Source organism: Rahnella victoriana (genome assembly GCF_021276285.1).
In the GTDB taxonomy this organism is placed as follows: domain Bacteria; phylum Pseudomonadota; class Gammaproteobacteria; order Enterobacterales; family Enterobacteriaceae; genus Rahnella; species Rahnella victoriana.
The window spans coordinates 4,208,629-4,224,868 of sequence record NZ_CP089919.1 but is presented as its reverse complement, the minus strand read 5'-3'; the positions used below and the strand labels follow the sequence as shown (position 1 = coordinate 4,224,868).

Here is a 16,240-nt window from a genome sequence, read left to right as displayed (position 1 = left end):
CCGTTAACTGATGAAACATGGTAGTGCAAAAAACAGCGAGCCCACATTGGGTTTGGTGTAATTGTAATACAAAAGGGTTTCACCTGTGTGACCCGCTGACCTCATGTCTGACTTTCTCCCTGCGCACGTTGCGCGTAGATTTCCCGCCAGACTCCCTATTAAATCAATGGTGCTTCGTTCATATAATCTGTGAATGATTCGGTATGCCAACCCGCAGGGCGAGCTTACTCTGGCAGGTTAGGGACGACCATCCCCTTATCAAAGCGCGATTCTTTCAACGCTTCTTTGACCCGCTTCAGGTTATCTCTGAATTTTGCGCCACGGCGCAAGGTAAACCCGGTCGCCAGCACATCAATCAGCGTCAGCTGAGCGATCCGCGAGACCATCGGCATATACACGTCGGTGTCTTCCGGGACATCCAGTAACAGCGCCAGGGTCGCTTCGTGCGCCAGCGGCGTATTAAAGGATGTGATGGCAATCACGGTGGCATCGTTTTCGCGGGCAAGTTGTGCCAGTTCCACCAGATTTTTGGTGCGGCCGGTGTGGGAAATCAGCACCACCACATCGCCTTCGCTGGAATTCATGCAACTCATGCGCTGCATGACGATGTCATCGAAATAGACCACGGGAATGTTAAAGCGGAAGAATTTGTTCATGGCATCATGCGCCACGGCAGCGGAGGCGCCCAGACCAAAGAACGAAATCTTTTTCGCCTGAGTAAGTAAATCCACCGCACGGTTAATGGCAGCAATATCGAGGGTATTTTTCACCTGATCGAGGCTGGCCATGGCCGATTCGAAAATTTTACTGGTGTAGGCGCTGACGCTGTCGCTTTCATCCACGTTGCGGTTCACATAAGGTGTACCGTTTGCCAGACTTTGTGCCAGATGCAATTTAAAATCTGGAAACCCTTTTGTGTCGAGGCGACGGCAAAAACGGTTTACAGTAGGTTCACTGACGTCGGCCATGCGGGCGAGAGTGGCAATACTGGAGTGGATAGCGATGTGAGGCGAGGCCAGAATAACTTCGGCAACTTTGCGTTCTGACTTGCTCAGAATGTCAAGGTGAGTCTGGATTTTTTCCAACGTATTCATAAGCATGACACTCATAGGTTTCAACGATTTCTTTGAAAAGAGGAAATCGTGTTGATTTGATGAAAATATACTACGCGCTTAATGCCGTTGGCAGCGTCAGTCAGGCGAAAATACCGCTTTTTTTGTCAGAGTTTGACCGAGATCTAACTTTCAGTATGGTAAATTCTGTTCAGTTTTGTCATAAAATTACAGAATGTTGTGGGTTTTAACAGCACCTGAGAGACTTATGATAAAAATAAGGTTTTCCGCAGAGTTATCCCCTTGTCAGATCAAGGTTTACGGCTCACGGGCAATCAGAGTACATTGTTGCTGAAATAAAATTACAATATGTACCCCAATAACTAAGGGTATTCCTGCATTGAGGAGAAGAACATGGCGGTAACTCAGACAGCCCAGGCTTGTGATCTGGTAATTTTCGGTGCAAAGGGTGACCTTGCGCGCCGTAAGCTGTTGCCTTCCCTGTATCAGTTAGAGAAAGCGGGTCACATTCACCCGGACACCCGCATCATCGGTGTCGGACGTGCGGAATGGGACAAAGCGGCCTATACCGAAGTGGTTAAAGAAGCACTGACCACCTTCATGAAAGAAAAAATTGATCCGGAACTGTGGGAAAAACTCAGTGCCCGTCTTGATTTCTGTAACCTTGATGTCAATGATCTGAAGCATTTCAAAGTGTTGGGCAAAATGCTCGACCAGCAAAATCGCGCCACCATTAACTACTTCGCCATTGCGCCAAGCCACTTCGGTGCGATCTGCCGGGGTCTGGGTGAAGCAGGGCTGAATAAAGAGCCTGCGCGCGTGGTGATGGAAAAACCCCTGGGACACTCTCTGGAGTCTTCCCAGGTCATTAACGATCAGGTGGCGGAGTATTTCGCCGAGTCTCAGGTGTACCGTATCGACCATTATCTGGGCAAAGAAACGGTTCTGAACTTGCTGGCACTGCGTTTCGCCAACAACCTGTTCGCCAGCAACTGGGATAACCGCACTATCGATCATGTGCAGATCACCGTGGCGGAAGAAGTGGGTATCGAAGGCCGTTGGGGCTACTTCGATGACGCGGGTCAGATGCGCGACATGATCCAGAACCACTTGCTGCAAATTCTGACCATGATCGCCATGTCACCACCGGCGGATCTGAGCACGGACCGCATCCGTGACGAAAAAGTGAAAGTGCTGCGCTCCCTGCGCCGTATCGACCAGTCCAACGTGCGTGAAAACACCGTGCGTGGTCAGTACACCGCAGGTTTCGTGCAGGGCAAGAAAGTGCCGGGCTATCTGGAAGAAGAAGGCGCGAAAAAAACCAGCAGCACTGAGACCTTTGTTTCTATCCGCGTGGATATCGACAACTGGCAGTGGGCGGGTGTGCCGTTCTATCTGCGTACCGGTAAGCGTCTGCCGAGCAAATGTTCAGAAGTCGTGGTGTATTTCAAAAACCCGGCACTGAACCTGTTCCGTGATTCTTATCAGCAACTGCCGCAGAATAAACTGACCATTCGTCTGCAACCGGACGAAGGTATCGAGATCGAAGTGCTGAACAAAGTGCCGGGTCTTGAGCACAAACACCGTCTGCAAACCACCAAGCTGGATCTGAGCTTCACTGAAACCTTCAATGAACAGCATATTGCCGATGCTTACGAGCGTCTGCTGCTGGAAACCATGCGTGGGATCCAGGCGCTGTTTGTGCGTCGTGATGAAGTGGAAGAAGCCTGGAAATGGGTCGACTCCATCATGAATGCGTGGGCGGCAGAAAGCGAAGCACCAAAACCGTATCAGTCCGGGACATGGGGTCCGGTAGCGTCTGTGGCGATGATCACCCGCGACGGCCGTTCCTGGAACGAGTTCGAGTAACGAATAATTCTTTAAGTCATTACTCCCCAAAATAATTGAAGTTGCAGCAAGGCGGCAAGTGAGAGAATCCCGATGAACTGACATGAGTCAGTGATTCGGGTGAACAAGCGCAGCCAATGCCGCTGCGGCGTCAAGTATGACGGGGAGCGTAGTATCGTCCAATCGGGTGTGGTCGGTCACCTGCAGAGAAATCTGCGGGTCCCTGTGGCAGGGGCGCGCCATCAATCACAACGGTGCCTGCGGGCATGAATGGAGAACAAGATGAAAAACTGGAAAACAAGCGCGGAACAAATTCTGACCTCAGGGCCGGTTGTTCCTGTGATTGTTATCAACAAACTGGAGCATGCGGTCCCGCTGGCCAAAGCACTGGTTGCCGGTGGCGTACGTGTGCTGGAAGTGACGTTGCGTACCCCGTGCGCGATGGATGCGATCCGCGCTATCGCAAAAGAAGTACCGGACGCCATCATTGGTGCGGGCACGGTACTGAATCCTGAGCAACTGGCCGAAGTGACCGAAGCCGGTGCCCGGTTCGCCATCAGCCCGGGGCTGACGGATGCTTTGCTCAAAGCCGCCAACGCGGGTTCTATTCCGCTGATTCCGGGCATTTGCACCGTGTCCGAACTGATGATGGGTCTGGATGCCGGTCTGCGCGAGTTTAAATTCTTCCCGGCCGAAGCTAACGGCGGCGTGAAAGCGTTGCAGGCGATTGCCGGTCCGTTCCCGCAGGTGCGTTTCTGCCCGACAGGTGGGATTTCACCGAAGAACTACCGTGATTACCTGACGCTGAAAAGCGTGCTGTGTATCGGTGGTTCATGGCTGGTGCCAGCCGATGCGCTGGAAAGCGGTGACTATGCACGCATCACTGAACTCGCGAAAGAAGCTGTCGCGGGTGCAAAAGCGTAACCGGGCATTGCACGGATAATATAAAACCTCCCGCGGGAGGTTTTTTTATGTCTGAAAATCAGAAATTAACGCGCGGCAATGATCTTGATTTCGATTTTGTATTTCGGGTTCATCAGGTTGGCCTGCACGGTACAGCGCACTGGTGCATTGCCCGGCGACACCCACGCATCCCAGGCTTCATTCATGGCCGGGAAATCTTCTTTATTCACCAGAAACAGCGTGGCATCCAGAATTTTGCTTTTGTCTGAACCGGCTTCAGTCAGCGCAGCATCAATAATGGCCAGCGTTTCCGCAGTCTGATCTTTCGCATTCGCCTCCAGATTTTCCGGCACCGCCGTGTAATAGATGGTGTCGTTATGGATAACAATGTCGGACATCCGTGGCTCAGGGCGGATACGTTCGATGGTCATATTTTTGGCTCCAGTTAGTCACTTTTTTTGATGGCGCTAAGGGTATCACAAAGGTTGAATGCGTTGGATTGGCAGATGGCGGTAGCCGTAACGGCGTTGGGTTGGCATAATCACTGCTGATCCGTACAGGTAGAGAGACAGAGTGACAGACGATTTCGCAACAGACGGCGCACTGGCGCAGAAAATTGAAGGTTTTAAACCCCGTGAACCTCAGCGTCTGATGGCGCAGGCTGTCAGCAAAGCCATCAGCGGTAAGCAAGGGCTGGTGGTGGAAGCCGGTACCGGGACCGGGAAAACCTATGCCTATCTGGCTCCGGCGCTGCGTTCCGGCAAAAAAGTCATCATCTCCACCGGATCCAAAAACTTACAGGATCAGCTGTATTCCCGCGATCTGCCCAAAGTGGCCAATGCGCTGAAATTTAAAGGCCGTCTGGCGCTGCTGAAAGGGCGTTCAAACTATTTATGTCTTGAACGTCTGGAGCAACAATCGCTGGCCGGCGGCGATCTCGCCAGTCAGGCGCTCAGCGAACTGGCACATCTGCGTCACTGGTCAAGCAGCACGGAAGAGGGCGATATCAGCACCTGCACCGTGGTGCCGGAAGACAGCTTTGTCTGGCCGCTGGTGACCAGCACCAACGACAATTGCCTCGGCAGTGACTGCCCGCTGTATAAAGAATGCTTCGTGGTAAAAGCCCGCCGTAAGGCCATGGACGCCGATGTGGTGGTAGTAAACCATCACCTGTTCATGGCGGATATGGTGGTGAAAGAGAGCGGCTTTGGTGAGCTGATCCCCGAGGCTGACGTGATGATTTTCGACGAAGCTCATCAGATCCCCGATATTGCCAGCCAGTATTTCGGCCAGCAGGTCACCAGCCGTCAGTTGCTCGATATGGCAAAAGATATCAACATCGCTTACCGCACCGAAGTGCGTGACTCCGTACAGTTGCAGAAAAGTGCTGACCGCCTGAGCCAGAGCACCATGGATTTCCGTCTCGCACTCGGCGAGCCGGGTTTTCGCGGCAATCTGCGTGATGTTCTCAGCCAGCCTGCCATCCAGCGAGCCTTGCTGCTGCTCGATGACGCACTGGAGCTGTGCTATGACGTGGTCAAATTATCACTCGGCCGTTCTGCACTGCTGGACGCAGCTTTCGAACGCGCCACGCTTTACCGCAACCGTCTCAAGCGCCTGAAAGATGTCTCCATTCCCGGCTACAGCTACTGGTACGAATGTAATTCCCGCCATTTTGTGCTGGCGCTGACGCCGTTGTCGGTCACCGATAAATTCAGCGAAATGATGAAAGAAAAACCGGGAGCGTGGATTTTTACCTCTGCAACGCTGTCGGTGAACGATCAGCTGCATCATTTTACCGAACGTCTGGGTCTGGATCAGGCAGAAACGCTGCTGCTGCCGAGTCCGTTTGATTACGCCAAACAGGCCCTGTTATGTGTTCCACGTTTTCTGCCCGAATCGAACGTTCACGGCAGTTCGAAGCAGCTGGCGCGAATGTTGCGTCCGCTGATTGAAGCGAATAAAGGCCGTTGTTTCTTTCTGTGTACTTCCCACAAAATGATGCGTGAACTGGCGGAAGAGTTCCGGGCCAGTCTGACGCTGCCGGTTTTATTACAAGGCGAAACCAGTAAGGGACAGTTGCTGGCGCAGTTTGTCGAAGCCGGTAATGCGTTGCTGGTAGCGACCAGCAGTTTCTGGGAAGGGGTGGATGTGCGCGGTGATGCGCTGTCGTGCGTCATCATCGATAAGCTGCCATTTACCTCACCGGACGATCCGCTGCTCAAAGCGCGCATAGAAGATTGCCGTCTGCGCGGCGGAGATCCTTTCAATGACGTACAATTACCGGATGCGGTCATTACCCTTAAACAGGGCGTCGGACGTCTGATCCGCGATACGGATGACCGTGGTGTGATGGTGATTTGTGACAACCGGCTGGTGATGCGTCCGTATGGCGAAGTTTTCCTCAACAGCTTGCCGCCGACGCCACGCACGCGTGATCTGACGCAAGCGATCCGCTTTTTACAAAACGTTGAAGAGCAGAATTAGCCCTTTGTTTATGCTAAGATGCCGCCCCGAAAAAGGCTCTTGTACCCGTCATATATCACGTTGCAGATGCGTTGACTGCGCGCGACGTATTGAGGGTATAACTTATTAATTTCCCCGCCTGAGGTTTGGCATGTCCACGCGAATTTTAGCAATTGATACGGCGACAGAAGCCTGTTCGGTTGCGCTTTATGATCAGGGCGAAACGCTCGCCCATTTTGAACTCTGCGCCCGCGAGCATACGCAGCGCATTCTGCCGCTGGTGCAGCAGATCCTCGCCGAAGCGGGGCTTTCCCTGAAACAACTCGATGCACTGGCATTTGGCCGGGGGCCGGGCAGTTTTACCGGCGTGCGTATCGGCATTGGTATCGCGCAAGGTTTATCACTTGGCGCAGAGTTGCCGTTGTTGCCCGTTTCCACCTTACAAACCATGGCGCAGGGTGCTTACCGCCAGACCGGCGCGGAACAGGTGCTGGCCGCCATTGATGCCCGCATGGGCGAAGTGTACTGGGGTGAATTTACCCGCAATGCACAAGGTGTCTGGAGCGGTGAAAATACCGAGACGGTCATCAAACCTGAACAACTGCTGGCGCGAGCCGTTGAGCTAAACGGACGTTTTGCCACCGTGGGTACGGGCTGGGAAGCCTATCCGCATTTGCTGGGTGAATCTCCGGCGGCGGATTTATTTGATGGCAAAATGTTACTGCCACAGGCGGAAGACATGCTGCCGCTGGCGCTTCAGCTCTGGGAAAACGGCGTGCGGGTCAATCCGGAAGATGCCGAACCTACCTATCTGCGTAATGAAGTGACATGGAAAAAGCTGCCAGGCCGGTAGGGGATGGCAACTTGTGCATTAAATAGCGGTCAAAATGAAGAGTTTGCACAGGAGTCATCGTAATGCGTAAGTGGTCTGTCATTCAGCAGTTATCAGGCAAGACGGGTAAGAGAATGGCCCTGAGTGCGGTGGCACTCAGCGTTCTGGTGTTATCAGGCTGTGTCACCGTACCGGAAGAAATTCGCGGCACGACGGCAACGCCGCAGATGAATTTACAAGCGGTACAGGGCGCCCCGAATTTGTATGTCGGGCAGGAATCGCGTTTTGGTGGCAAGGTGGTCTCTGTGACCAACCTGCAGAACAAAACACGTCTGGAAATCGCTACCGTTCCCCTTGATGATGCCGCCCGGCCGATATTAGGCGCGGCATCACGCGGACGCATCATGGCTTACATTAATGGCTTCGTCGATCCGGTCGATTACCGCGATCAACTGGTCACCGTGGTCGGGCCGATTACGGGTGTCGAAAAAGGCACGGTAGGGCAGACGTCTTATGACTTTGTCACTGTAAACGTCAACAGCTATAAACGCTGGCGGGTACAGCAGCAGGTGGTTATGCCTCCGCAACCTATCGGCCCGTGGGGCTACGGTTTTGGTGGGCCTTATGATTCCTGGGGGCGAGGGTTTGGGCCCGGTTGGGGTCCCGGCTGGTATGACACGACACCCGCACGGGTCGAAAGCGTCGTCACAGAATAAACCGCCGCCGCACGGTAGCCCGCCTCCTCATGGCGCGCCACCGCCAAAAGGAACGCCGCCACCCCCTCATGGCGTGCCCCCTCCGGCAGCAGTAAAACCGGCGGCGGCACACCCTGTTGTGCCGCCGCCAAAGAAAACACTTTGAGACAAGATCGTTGTTAAGGCGGCTTAATTGCCGCCTTTTTCTTTTTTAGCCAGGGATGGCTGTAACGAGTGGTTGCAGAAATAGTGACCCGCCTCTCAACCTCGACATTGTTTGAAACGCAACTGGTAAGCTGAGTTAAAATATTGTTAAAGACGTGATAAAACTCGTCGAATAGAGACGGCAACAGAACATGATTTCAGGAGTGATACCTTGGAAAAGGTTTGGCTAAAACGTTATCCGGCAGATGTTCCCGAGAACATCGATCCCGACCGCTACAGTTCACTGGTCGAAATGTTTGAAAATGCCACGCTGCGTTATGCAGATACCCCGGCGTTTATCAACATGGGCGAGGTGATGACTTACCGCAAGCTTGAAGAGCGCAGTCGCGCTTTCGCTGCGTATTTGCAAAATGAACTGGGTCTGCAAAAGGGCGACCGCGTTGCCCTGATGATGCCGAATCTGCTGCAATACCCGATTGCCCTGTTTGGCGTGCTGCGCGCCGGTATGGTGGTGGTCAACGTCAACCCGCTGTATACGCCGCGTGAACTTGAGCATCAGCTCAATGACAGCGGTGCGAGCGCGATTGTTATCGTCTCCAACTTCGCCCACACCCTGGAAAAAGTGGTGTACAAAACTCAGGTTAAGCATGTGATCCTGACCCGTATGGGCGATCAGCTTTCTGCAGCGAAAGGCACGCTGGTTAACTTTGTGGTCAAATATGTCAAACGACTGGTGCCTAAATACCATCTGCCGAATGCCATTTCGTTCCGTACCGCCTTACAGCGCGGGCGTCGTCTGCAGTACATCAAACCCGACATCATTAATGACGATCTGGCGTTTCTGCAATACACCGGCGGGACGACTGGCGTGGCGAAAGGCGCAATGCTGACACACCGTAATATGCAGGCCAATCTCGAGCAGGCAAAAGCGGCGTACGCGCCGTTGTTGCAGCCGGGGCACGAACTGGTGGTTACGGCTCTGCCGCTGTATCACATTTTTGCATTGACGGTGAACTGCCTGCTGTTCCTCGAACTGGGTGGGAAGAGTCTGCTGATCACCAACCCGCGCGATGTGCCGGGGATGGTGAAGGAGCTGGGTAAATACCCGTTTACGGCGATCAGTGGCGTCAATACGCTGTTCAATGCGTTACTCAATAACGAAGATTTCCGCGAGCTGGATTTCTCCACGCTGCGCCTCTCAGTTGGCGGCGGAATGTCGGTGCAAAAATCCGTGGCCGAAAAATGGGAAAAACTGACCGGTAAACATTTACTGGAAGGTTACGGGCTGACCGAGTGTTCACCGCTGGTCGCCGGTAACCCGTATGACCTGAAACATTACAGCGGCAGTATCGGCTTACCGGTGCCGTCAACAGAGGTACGTCTGGTCGATGATAATGGTCAGGATGTCGGGCCGGGATTACCGGGTGAACTCTGGGTGCGCGGTCCTCAGGTGATGCTGGGATACTGGCAACGGCCTGCGGCGACCGACGAGGTGCTAAAAGATGGCTGGTTATCGACAGGCGATATCGTTACAGTGGACGAGCAGGGCTTTTTACGGATTGTTGACCGCAAAAAAGACATGATTCTGGTTTCCGGTTTTAATGTCTACCCTAACGAAATTGAAGAGGTGGTTTCACAACATGACAAAGTGCTCGAAGTTGCCGCCATCGGTGTGCCAAACGAGTCGTCGGGTGAAATCGTCAAAATTTGCGTGGTGAAGAAAGACCCGTCGCTGACCAGCGAAGAGATCCTCGCGCATTGCCGCCGGTTATTAACCGGTTACAAAGTACCGAAGATTGTCGAGTTCCGCGACGAGTTACCGAAATCAAATGTCGGTAAAATTCTCAGAAGGGAGCTTCGTGACGAGCAGGCAAAGCCGAAGGCTGATCCGAAACAGGATGCGGCATAAACGTCAGCTCAGGGGTTCAGTGATAGTCAGTTTCTTAACGCCGGCGAAGTCCGGCGTTGTCACGTTATAACGTAGTAATGATTAAGAGAATTAAGATTTGAATTATCAGTTGATCACCACCAATGACGCGCTGGAGCAGGTTTGTCTTCAGGCAAAAGCGCACAGCAAAATTGCGCTGGATACCGAATTTGTCCGCACCCGCACTTACTACCCGCAACTGGGTCTGATCCAGTTATTCGATGGCGAACGGCTCACGCTGATCGACCCTTTGCCGATCACCGCCTGGCAGCCTTTTATCAATTTGCTGGTTAATCCTGATGTGATCAAATTCCTTCACGCGGGCAGTGAAGATCTGGAAGTGTTTCTGAATGCGTTTGGTGTGATGCCTTCGCCGTTGATTGATACGCAGATCCTCGCCGCGTTCAGCGGACGCCCGCTGTCCTGTGGTTTTGCGCGTCTGGTGGCGGAAACCACGGGTGTTGAGCTGGATAAAAGTGAATCGCGCACCGACTGGATCGCCCGCCCGCTGAGTGAAAAACAGTGTGTGTATGCGGCGGCTGACGTGTGGTATTTGCTGCCGCTGGCTGAACAACTGATGCGGGAAACAGAAGAAGCAGGGTGGATGGATGCCGCGCTGGATGAATGTCTGGCATTGTGCCGTCGCCGCAGCGAAGTGCTGCAACCGGAGCTGGCGTATCTGGAAATCGGCAACGCCTTCCAGCTGCGTCCGCGTCAACTGGGTTGTCTGAAGTTGCTGGCGGCATGGCGTCTTAATCAGGCTCGTCAGCGTGATCTGGCCGTTAACTTTGTGGTACGCGAGGAAAACCTCTGGCAGGTGGCGCGCTATCAGCCGACATCACTGGGCGAGCTGGAGGCTCTGGGGCTGAGCGGCCCTGAAATCCGCTATCATGGACGTACGTTGCTGGCGCTGGTGGAGGAATCCAATGCACTGGATGAATCAGAGCTGCCTGCACCTATTTCGAATCTGATTGATCAGCCGGGTTACCGTAAAGTCTTCAAGGATATCAAAGCACTGATCCAGACCGTCAGTGAAGAGAGTAAGCTGAGTGTTGAGTTGCTGGCTTCACGTCGTCAGATTAACCAGTTGCTCAACAGCCACTGGAAGTTAAAAGATAAAGAAGCGCAGCCTGAATTAATCAGCGGCTGGCGTGGAAAATTGTTAGCCGAAAGATTGAATGCCATTCTGAGCAATTATTGATTTCTTTTTCCTCAGCGGGGGATTAGCCATCAGGTCGTGATAATAAGAGCGGGTAAATTCCCCGCTCTTTTTTTATTCAGGCTTCTGAAAATCTGCACTTTGAAGAATTAATTTCAGTAACTCAGGATAAAAAGCAGGGAATTAAGCCAGTGTAGGGATATTAATTTCCAGCCTGAATGAGATGAGTCTTAATCAAAATTTTCACGAATAGATGCAAATAAACGAATAATAGATCCGTTTAATGGTTATATATACAGTGGTTATTGGCGGTAAGGAATAATACGCGAAGGGAAATCAACAAAAAGTGAGTGGCCCCCTGAGGAAACAGAGGGCGCTATTCTGAAAAAAACACCTGCAAACAAGGCAAATAGACTGCTGTCATTTAGGCGCTTCTTCCGACTCTGGCAGGGTGACGTTAAGTTCCAGTACGGAAATATCGTCACCTTTTTGCTCGAACTGAACCTGCAACATTTCGGGGTCAATCTTAATATACTTACAGATGACCGCCAGAATGTCTCGTTTCAGATCAGGCAGATACGATGGTTCACTATCCCCTCGACGCCGTTCGGCTACGATGATCTGTAGCCGTTCCTTGGCTATATTGGCTGTCGATTTTTTGCGGGACAGAAAGAAATCTAACAATGCCATGGTTTATCCCCCAAAAAGGCGTTTCAGGAAACTCTTCTTCTCTTCCTCAATGAAACGGAATGCACGTTCTTCCCCAAGCAGGCGGCTGACAGTATCGTCATACGCTTTCCCTGCATCGGATTCCTGATCCAGAATGACCGGCTCGCCCTGGTTGGACGCACGCAGCACAGACTGATCTTCAGGGATAACCCCGATCAGAGGAATACGCAGGATTTCCAGCACATCTTCCATGCTCAGCATGTCGCCACGGCTGACACGTCCAGGGTTGTAACGGGTGAGAAGCAGATGTTCTTTAATAGGCTCTAAGCCCTGTTCCGCACGGCGGGATTTTGAAGACAAAATGCCCAAAATGCGGTCGGAGTCGCGAACGGAAGACACTTCAGGGTTGGTGGTGATCACGGCTTCATCGGCGAAATACAACGCCATCAGTGCGCCGGTTTCGATACCCGCAGGGGAATCGCAGACCACGAAGTCAAATTCCATTTCGGCTAAATCGTTCAGGATTTTTTCCACGCCTTCGCGGGTCAGCGCATCTTTGTCGCGCGTTTGCGAAGCCGGAAGAATAAACAGGTTTTCGGTGCGTTTATCTTTGATAAGCGCCTGATTCAACGTGGCATCGCCCTGGATCACGTTAACGAAATCATAAACCACGCGGCGCTCACAGCCCATAATCAGATCGAGATTACGCAGACCGATATCGAAATCGATAACGACGGTCTTTTTGCCTTTTTGAGCTAAACCGGTAGCAATGGCCGCGCTTGAAGTGGTCTTGCCAACGCCCCCTTTACCCGATGTAACAACTATGATGCGTGCCATGAATGGATTCCTTGTCAAAAGGGCTTAGTTTAAAGGTTGTATGGTTAACACATTATTTAACAGGCTGAGGCGCGCTGCCTGACCGAGGTAATCAGTCGGGATTTGATCACTCAACCAGTATTGCCCTGCGATAGAGACTAGTTCAGCGCCTAAATGCGTGCAAAAGATCTGACAATTTGCATCGCCTGCGGCACCAGCCAGCGCTCTGCCTCGCATCATGCCGTAGATGTGGATATTGCCATCGGCAATCAGTTCCGCACCTGCGCTGACACTGTTGGTCACGATGAGGTCGCTGTTACGGGCATAAATTTGTTGGCCGGATCTGACGGGGGTACTGACAATGCGGGTTTTGGCCGGGGCATTGTCGGGCACGACAGGAACCGGTGGCTCTGCGGCGATTCGCTGGGCACGACCTTCACTCAGCAGCGGTAAACCGGTGCGGGAAAGTGCGCGTTTTTGCGCTTCATCTTTGCAACCACTGATGCCAACAACGCGAAAGCCTGCAGAAGCGACAGCCTGTTGAATGTCTTTCCAGTTTGCTTCACCTGTCAGTGAGGCAACGTTGATAACAACAGGGGCATTTTTCAAAAAGGCTGGAGCTTGCTCCACTTTTTCCTGTAATGCCTGATAAATAACCTCAGGTTGTGAACTATGTAAATGAACAACCGATAAGGTAAAACTGCTGCCTTTTAGTTCTATTGGCGATTGTGACATCTATCCTGACTCAGTCTCAGCAACTCTAAATCCCCGGAATACCACTCGGGGGGCGATATTCCGATGTACGATAAGCATGTTATAGTTACAGTTATATCTAGGCAAGCCACCGTTTCAATAAAATAGAGTTAAAAAAATGCTTTGTGTGATCTATAGAAGTACTAAACGCGACCAGACTTATCTGTATGTCGAAAAAAGAGACGATTTTTCCCGTGTGCCGGAAGAATTACTCAAAGGCTTCGGTGTGCCTCAGTTCTCCATGATGCTCAATCTGGCCGAACGCGAAAAACTCGCCACAGCCGATATTGTCAAAGTGCGTCAGTCGCTCGAAGAACAAGGTTATTATCTGCAAGTTCCGCCGCCGGCAGAAAGTTTATTGAATATCCATCTGGGTGATACCTCTAAATAACACATTCCTGACATTTGTTTCGGCAATTCTCGAACTTTCAGACGTCATGACTTGCATTCATCGTTGTCGTGCTCAAAGCTTACAACGATGAATCATTTGCAGAAGTCAAAAGGAAGAAATTGATGAAATTGTCGGCACTGGCCGTGTTAACACCGCTGATCATTCTGAGTGGTTGTGCAGCACAAAAAGCATCCTCAGGGCAAACGCCCGCACCGTCAGCCACCTCCACCCAGACGGCGGCACCGGCACCCGCCGCCACCTCAGGCAAAACGTCACTGGCCGAACAGGGACGTGACCCTGCCGAGTTCCCGGCCTATGCCGAGCAACTTAAAGCCCAGGCGCTTTCACAAGGCATCAGCCAGCAAACCATCGACAGCACCTTCGCTAATCTTCATTTCGTTGATCGCGTGATCAATTCCGACCGCAATCAGCTCGAGAAGAAAGTGACCCTCGATGATTATCTGACCCGCGTTCTGCCTGAATGGAAGATTAAACAAGGTCAGGAACAGCTTCAGAACAATTTGCCCGCGCTGACCAAGGCCAGCGACCGTTACGGCGTGCAGCCACAGTACATCGTGGCGCTGTGGGCGATGGAAAGCAGTTTCGGCAAAATTCAGGGTAAAGAAGACGTATTCTCCGCCCTGGCCACGCTGGCGTTCGAAGGGCGTCGTGAAGCGTTCTTCACCAAAGAATTCATGTCGGCGCTTAAGATCGTCGATTCAGGAAAAGCCAGCAGTGACATGATGAAAGGTTCCTGGGCTGGCGCAATGGGGCAGTCGCAGTTTATGCCGAGTTCCTACCTGACTTACGGGGCTGACGGCAACGGTGACGGCAAAATTGATATCTGGAAAAACACCGACGACGTATTTGCCTCGACGGCCAATTACTTAGCAAAAGAAGGCTGGAAGGGCGATCAGGGCTGGGGTCAGGAAGTGAAATTACCGGCTAACTTTGATGGCACTCTGGCGGGACTAAAAAATAACCAGATGCATCCGGCCAGTTACTGGCAGCAATTGGGCGTGACGCAAGTGGACGGCACCCCTCTGACGTCAACGGCGACCCGCGCATGGGTTATCACACCGGATGATACGCAGGGGCGCGCGTTCCTGGTTTACGATAACTTCCGTACGATCATGCACTGGAACCGTTCAACTTATTTCGCATTGAGTATCGGCATGATGGCGGATGGCATCATGGGCGCGCAGACACCGCTGGCTTCGGGTGATACTGCACCGGCTCAGACCACACCTGCGCCCTTAGCGCCAGCGCCGCATAATCCGTTTAGCGGCTGATATTCCTCATAACAAGGAGTAGCGTATGTACCAACACAGAGACTGGCATGGCGCATTACTGGATTTCCCGGTCAATAAAGTGGTGTGCGTCGGCAGCAATTATGCCGATCACATCAAAGAAATGGGGGGGCAGAAGGCGGCGGAACCGGTTTTATTTATTAAGCCGGAAACCGCGCTGTGTGATTTCCGCCAGCCTGTCGCGATCCCGAAGGATCTGGGTTCGGTACATCATGAAGTGGAACTGGCTGTGCTGATCGGAACGCCGCTGAAACAGGCGACGGAAGACCGCGTTGCCAATGCCATTGCCGGTTACGGGGTGGCGCTTGACCTGACGTTGCGGGATTTGCAGTCGACGTTCAAACAAGCCGGACAACCCTGGGAAAAGGCCAAGGGGTTTGACGGCTCGTGCCCGATGAGCGGATTTATTCCGGTGAGTGAATTCGGTGATGCACAGCAGGCTGAGTTGCGTTTGGAAATCAACGGCGAAGTGCGTCAGCAAGGCAATACCCGCGACATGCTGACGCCGCTTTTACCGCTGATCGCCTATATGAGCCGGTTCTTCACACTGCGTGCCGGTGATATCATTCTCACCGGGACACCGCATGGCGTCGGCCCGTTAAAAGCCGGTGATGAAATCTCAGCTACACTTAACGGTAAGCAAGTTTCCACTCGCGTGATTTAGCGCAATGTTGCAGGTCGCCGGAGCGGATTTCCGGCGGCTTTGCTTGCATCTGTTCGCCAAAGCGTCTATATAAGCACCCTCATTTTATTTATACCGGATGCACACTATGACTGAACCCGCTTTTTGGCAGCACAAAACGCTGTCTGAAATGACTGACGAAGAATGGGAAGCATTGTGCGACGGCTGCGGACAATGCTGCTTACATAAGTTGATCGACGAAGACACCGATGAAATTTATTTCACCAACGTCGCCTGTAATCAGCTCAACATCAAATCCTGTCAGTGCCGCAACTACGAGCGTCGTTTTACGCTGGAAGAAGATTGCATCAAACTGACCCGCGAAAACCTGACCACTTTTGACTGGTTGCCGCCCACCTGCGCGTATCGCCTGATCGGTGAAGGCCGCCCGTTACTGCCGTGGCATCCACTGCTGAACAAAGCGTCTAAATCCGCCATGCACACCGCGCAGATTTCCGTGCGCTATATTGCCGTGCGTGAAGACGACGTGGAAGACTGGCAGGATCACATTATGAATAAGCCAAGCTGGGCGAAGTAACTACCTGAAGTGA

At 52.5% G+C, this 16,240-nt stretch carries 16 protein-coding genes; 11 read left to right on the top strand and 5 right to left on the bottom strand.

The genetic code is table 11. The features are described 5' to 3' along the window. Positions 1–224 precede the first annotated feature (224 nt). Complete coding sequence (locus tag J9880_RS19415) at positions 225–1,094, bottom strand: MurR/RpiR family transcriptional regulator (protein WP_013575314.1); 870 nt, start codon at positions 1,092–1,094, stop codon at positions 225–227. A gap of 372 nt (positions 1,095–1,466) precedes the next feature. Between J9880_RS19415 and zwf the strand changes: the two genes are divergently transcribed. Continuing rightward, on the top strand, positions 1,467–2,942 hold the full coding sequence (zwf, locus tag J9880_RS19410) for a glucose-6-phosphate dehydrogenase (RefSeq protein ID WP_056770028.1): 1,476 nt from the start codon (positions 1,467–1,469) through the stop codon (positions 2,940–2,942). A gap of 261 nt (positions 2,943–3,203) precedes the next feature. Beyond that, positions 3,204–3,845 (top strand): bifunctional 4-hydroxy-2-oxoglutarate aldolase/2-dehydro-3-deoxy-phosphogluconate aldolase, encoded by a 642-nt coding sequence (locus J9880_RS19405; protein WP_232769798.1) that lies wholly within the window; start codon positions 3,204–3,206, stop codon positions 3,843–3,845. A 65-nt stretch (positions 3,846–3,910) separates the two neighbouring features. Here the strand turns inward: J9880_RS19405 and J9880_RS19400 are convergent, their stop codons facing one another. Beyond that, the gene (locus J9880_RS19400) at positions 3,911–4,255 is read right to left on the bottom strand and encodes a RidA family protein (protein ID WP_119827204.1); all 345 of its coding nucleotides are present in this window, start codon (positions 4,253–4,255) and stop codon (positions 3,911–3,913) included. 142 nt (positions 4,256–4,397) lie between these two features. Here J9880_RS19400 and J9880_RS19395 point away from each other — a divergent pair, with 142 nt between their 5' ends. The 5 genes from J9880_RS19395 to rnd all read left to right on the top strand — a co-directional run bounded on the left by J9880_RS19395 (position 4,398) and on the right by rnd (position 11,110). Further along, positions 4,398–6,311 carry an ATP-dependent DNA helicase gene (locus tag J9880_RS19395; RefSeq protein ID WP_095921800.1) on the top strand — a complete coding sequence of 638 codons (1,914 nt, stop codon included), beginning with the start codon at positions 4,398–4,400 and terminating at the stop codon, positions 6,309–6,311. A gap of 130 nt (positions 6,312–6,441) precedes the next feature. Further along, positions 6,442–7,143 (top strand): tRNA (adenosine(37)-N6)-threonylcarbamoyltransferase complex dimerization subunit type 1 TsaB, encoded by a 702-nt coding sequence (tsaB, locus tag J9880_RS19390; RefSeq protein ID WP_095921801.1) that lies wholly within the window; start codon positions 6,442–6,444, stop codon positions 7,141–7,143. Between the two features lie 62 nt (positions 7,144–7,205). Then, positions 7,206–7,838, top strand: coding sequence for a Slp family lipoprotein (locus J9880_RS19385; RefSeq protein WP_131692701.1), 633 nt, complete (start codon positions 7,206–7,208; stop codon positions 7,836–7,838). A gap of 355 nt (positions 7,839–8,193) precedes the next feature. Then, positions 8,194–9,891 carry a long-chain-fatty-acid--CoA ligase FadD gene (fadD, locus tag J9880_RS19380; RefSeq protein ID WP_095921803.1) on the top strand — a complete coding sequence of 566 codons (1,698 nt, stop codon included), beginning with the start codon at positions 8,194–8,196 and terminating at the stop codon, positions 9,889–9,891. A gap of 97 nt (positions 9,892–9,988) precedes the next feature. Next, the gene (gene rnd / locus J9880_RS19375) at positions 9,989–11,110 is read left to right on the top strand and encodes a ribonuclease D (RefSeq protein WP_095921804.1); all 1,122 of its coding nucleotides are present in this window, start codon (positions 9,989–9,991) and stop codon (positions 11,108–11,110) included. A gap of 378 nt (positions 11,111–11,488) precedes the next feature. On the opposite strand, the gene minE is transcribed toward rnd, so the two are convergent. The 3 genes from minE to minC are packed head-to-tail and all read right to left on the bottom strand — an operon-like array spanning position 11,489 to position 13,288. Continuing rightward, a complete protein-coding gene (gene minE / locus J9880_RS19370) occupies positions 11,489–11,758 on the bottom strand; it encodes a cell division topological specificity factor MinE (protein ID WP_095921805.1) in 270 nt (89 codons plus the stop codon). 3 nt (positions 11,759–11,761) lie between these two features. Continuing rightward, positions 11,762–12,574 (bottom strand): septum site-determining protein MinD, encoded by an 813-nt coding sequence (gene minD, locus J9880_RS19365; protein ID WP_013575324.1) that lies wholly within the window; start codon positions 12,572–12,574, stop codon positions 11,762–11,764. Positions 12,575–12,598: 24 nt separating this feature from the next. After that, the gene (gene minC, locus J9880_RS19360; protein WP_095921806.1) at positions 12,599–13,288 is read right to left on the bottom strand and encodes a septum site-determining protein MinC; all 690 of its coding nucleotides are present in this window, start codon (positions 13,286–13,288) and stop codon (positions 12,599–12,601) included. 136 nt (positions 13,289–13,424) lie between these two features. Between minC and J9880_RS19355 the strand changes: the two genes are divergently transcribed. The 4 genes from J9880_RS19355 (at position 13,425) to J9880_RS19340 (ending at position 16,227) form a co-directional block, all read left to right on the top strand. Next, positions 13,425–13,697 carry a YcgL domain-containing protein gene (locus J9880_RS19355; protein ID WP_095921807.1) on the top strand — a complete coding sequence of 91 codons (273 nt, stop codon included), beginning with the start codon at positions 13,425–13,427 and terminating at the stop codon, positions 13,695–13,697. A gap of 122 nt (positions 13,698–13,819) precedes the next feature. Next, positions 13,820–14,989, top strand: a complete 1,170-nt coding sequence (locus tag J9880_RS19350) for a lytic murein transglycosylase (RefSeq protein WP_232769797.1) — start codon at positions 13,820–13,822, stop codon at positions 14,987–14,989. Positions 14,990–15,014: 25 nt separating this feature from the next. After that, positions 15,015–15,671, top strand: coding sequence for a fumarylacetoacetate hydrolase family protein (locus J9880_RS19345; RefSeq protein ID WP_119827196.1), 657 nt, complete (start codon positions 15,015–15,017; stop codon positions 15,669–15,671). A gap of 106 nt (positions 15,672–15,777) precedes the next feature. Next, positions 15,778–16,227, top strand: a complete 450-nt coding sequence (locus J9880_RS19340; protein WP_095921810.1) for a YcgN family cysteine cluster protein — start codon at positions 15,778–15,780, stop codon at positions 16,225–16,227. Positions 16,228–16,240: the final 13 nt, after the last annotated feature.

Excerpts from the sequence above, each read along its gene's own strand:
- J9880_RS19415 (WP_013575314.1), bottom strand. The coding sequence starts at position 1,094 with ATGAATACGTTGGAAAAAATCCAGACTCACCTTGACATTCTGAGCAAG.
- zwf (WP_056770028.1), top strand. The coding sequence starts at position 1,467 with ATGGCGGTAACTCAGACAGCCCAGGCTTGTGATCTGGTAATTTTCGGT.
- J9880_RS19405 (WP_232769798.1), top strand. The coding sequence starts at position 3,204 with ATGAAAAACTGGAAAACAAGCGCGGAACAAATTCTGACCTCAGGGCCG.
- J9880_RS19400 (WP_119827204.1), bottom strand. The coding sequence starts at position 4,255 with ATGACCATCGAACGTATCCGCCCTGAGCCACGGATGTCCGACATTGTT.
- tsaB (WP_095921801.1), top strand. The coding sequence starts at position 6,442 with ATGTCCACGCGAATTTTAGCAATTGATACGGCGACAGAAGCCTGTTCG.
- J9880_RS19385 (WP_131692701.1), top strand. The coding sequence starts at position 7,206 with ATGCGTAAGTGGTCTGTCATTCAGCAGTTATCAGGCAAGACGGGTAAG.
- minE (WP_095921805.1), bottom strand. The coding sequence starts at position 11,758 with ATGGCATTGTTAGATTTCTTTCTGTCCCGCAAAAAATCGACAGCCAAT.
- minD (WP_013575324.1), bottom strand. The coding sequence starts at position 12,574 with ATGGCACGCATCATAGTTGTTACATCGGGTAAAGGGGGCGTTGGCAAG.
- minC (WP_095921806.1), bottom strand. The coding sequence starts at position 13,288 with ATGTCACAATCGCCAATAGAACTAAAAGGCAGCAGTTTTACCTTATCG.
- J9880_RS19355 (WP_095921807.1), top strand. The coding sequence starts at position 13,425 with ATGCTTTGTGTGATCTATAGAAGTACTAAACGCGACCAGACTTATCTG.
- J9880_RS19350 (WP_232769797.1), top strand. The coding sequence starts at position 13,820 with ATGAAATTGTCGGCACTGGCCGTGTTAACACCGCTGATCATTCTGAGT.
- J9880_RS19345 (WP_119827196.1), top strand. The coding sequence starts at position 15,015 with ATGTACCAACACAGAGACTGGCATGGCGCATTACTGGATTTCCCGGTC.
- J9880_RS19340 (WP_095921810.1), top strand. The coding sequence starts at position 15,778 with ATGACTGAACCCGCTTTTTGGCAGCACAAAACGCTGTCTGAAATGACT.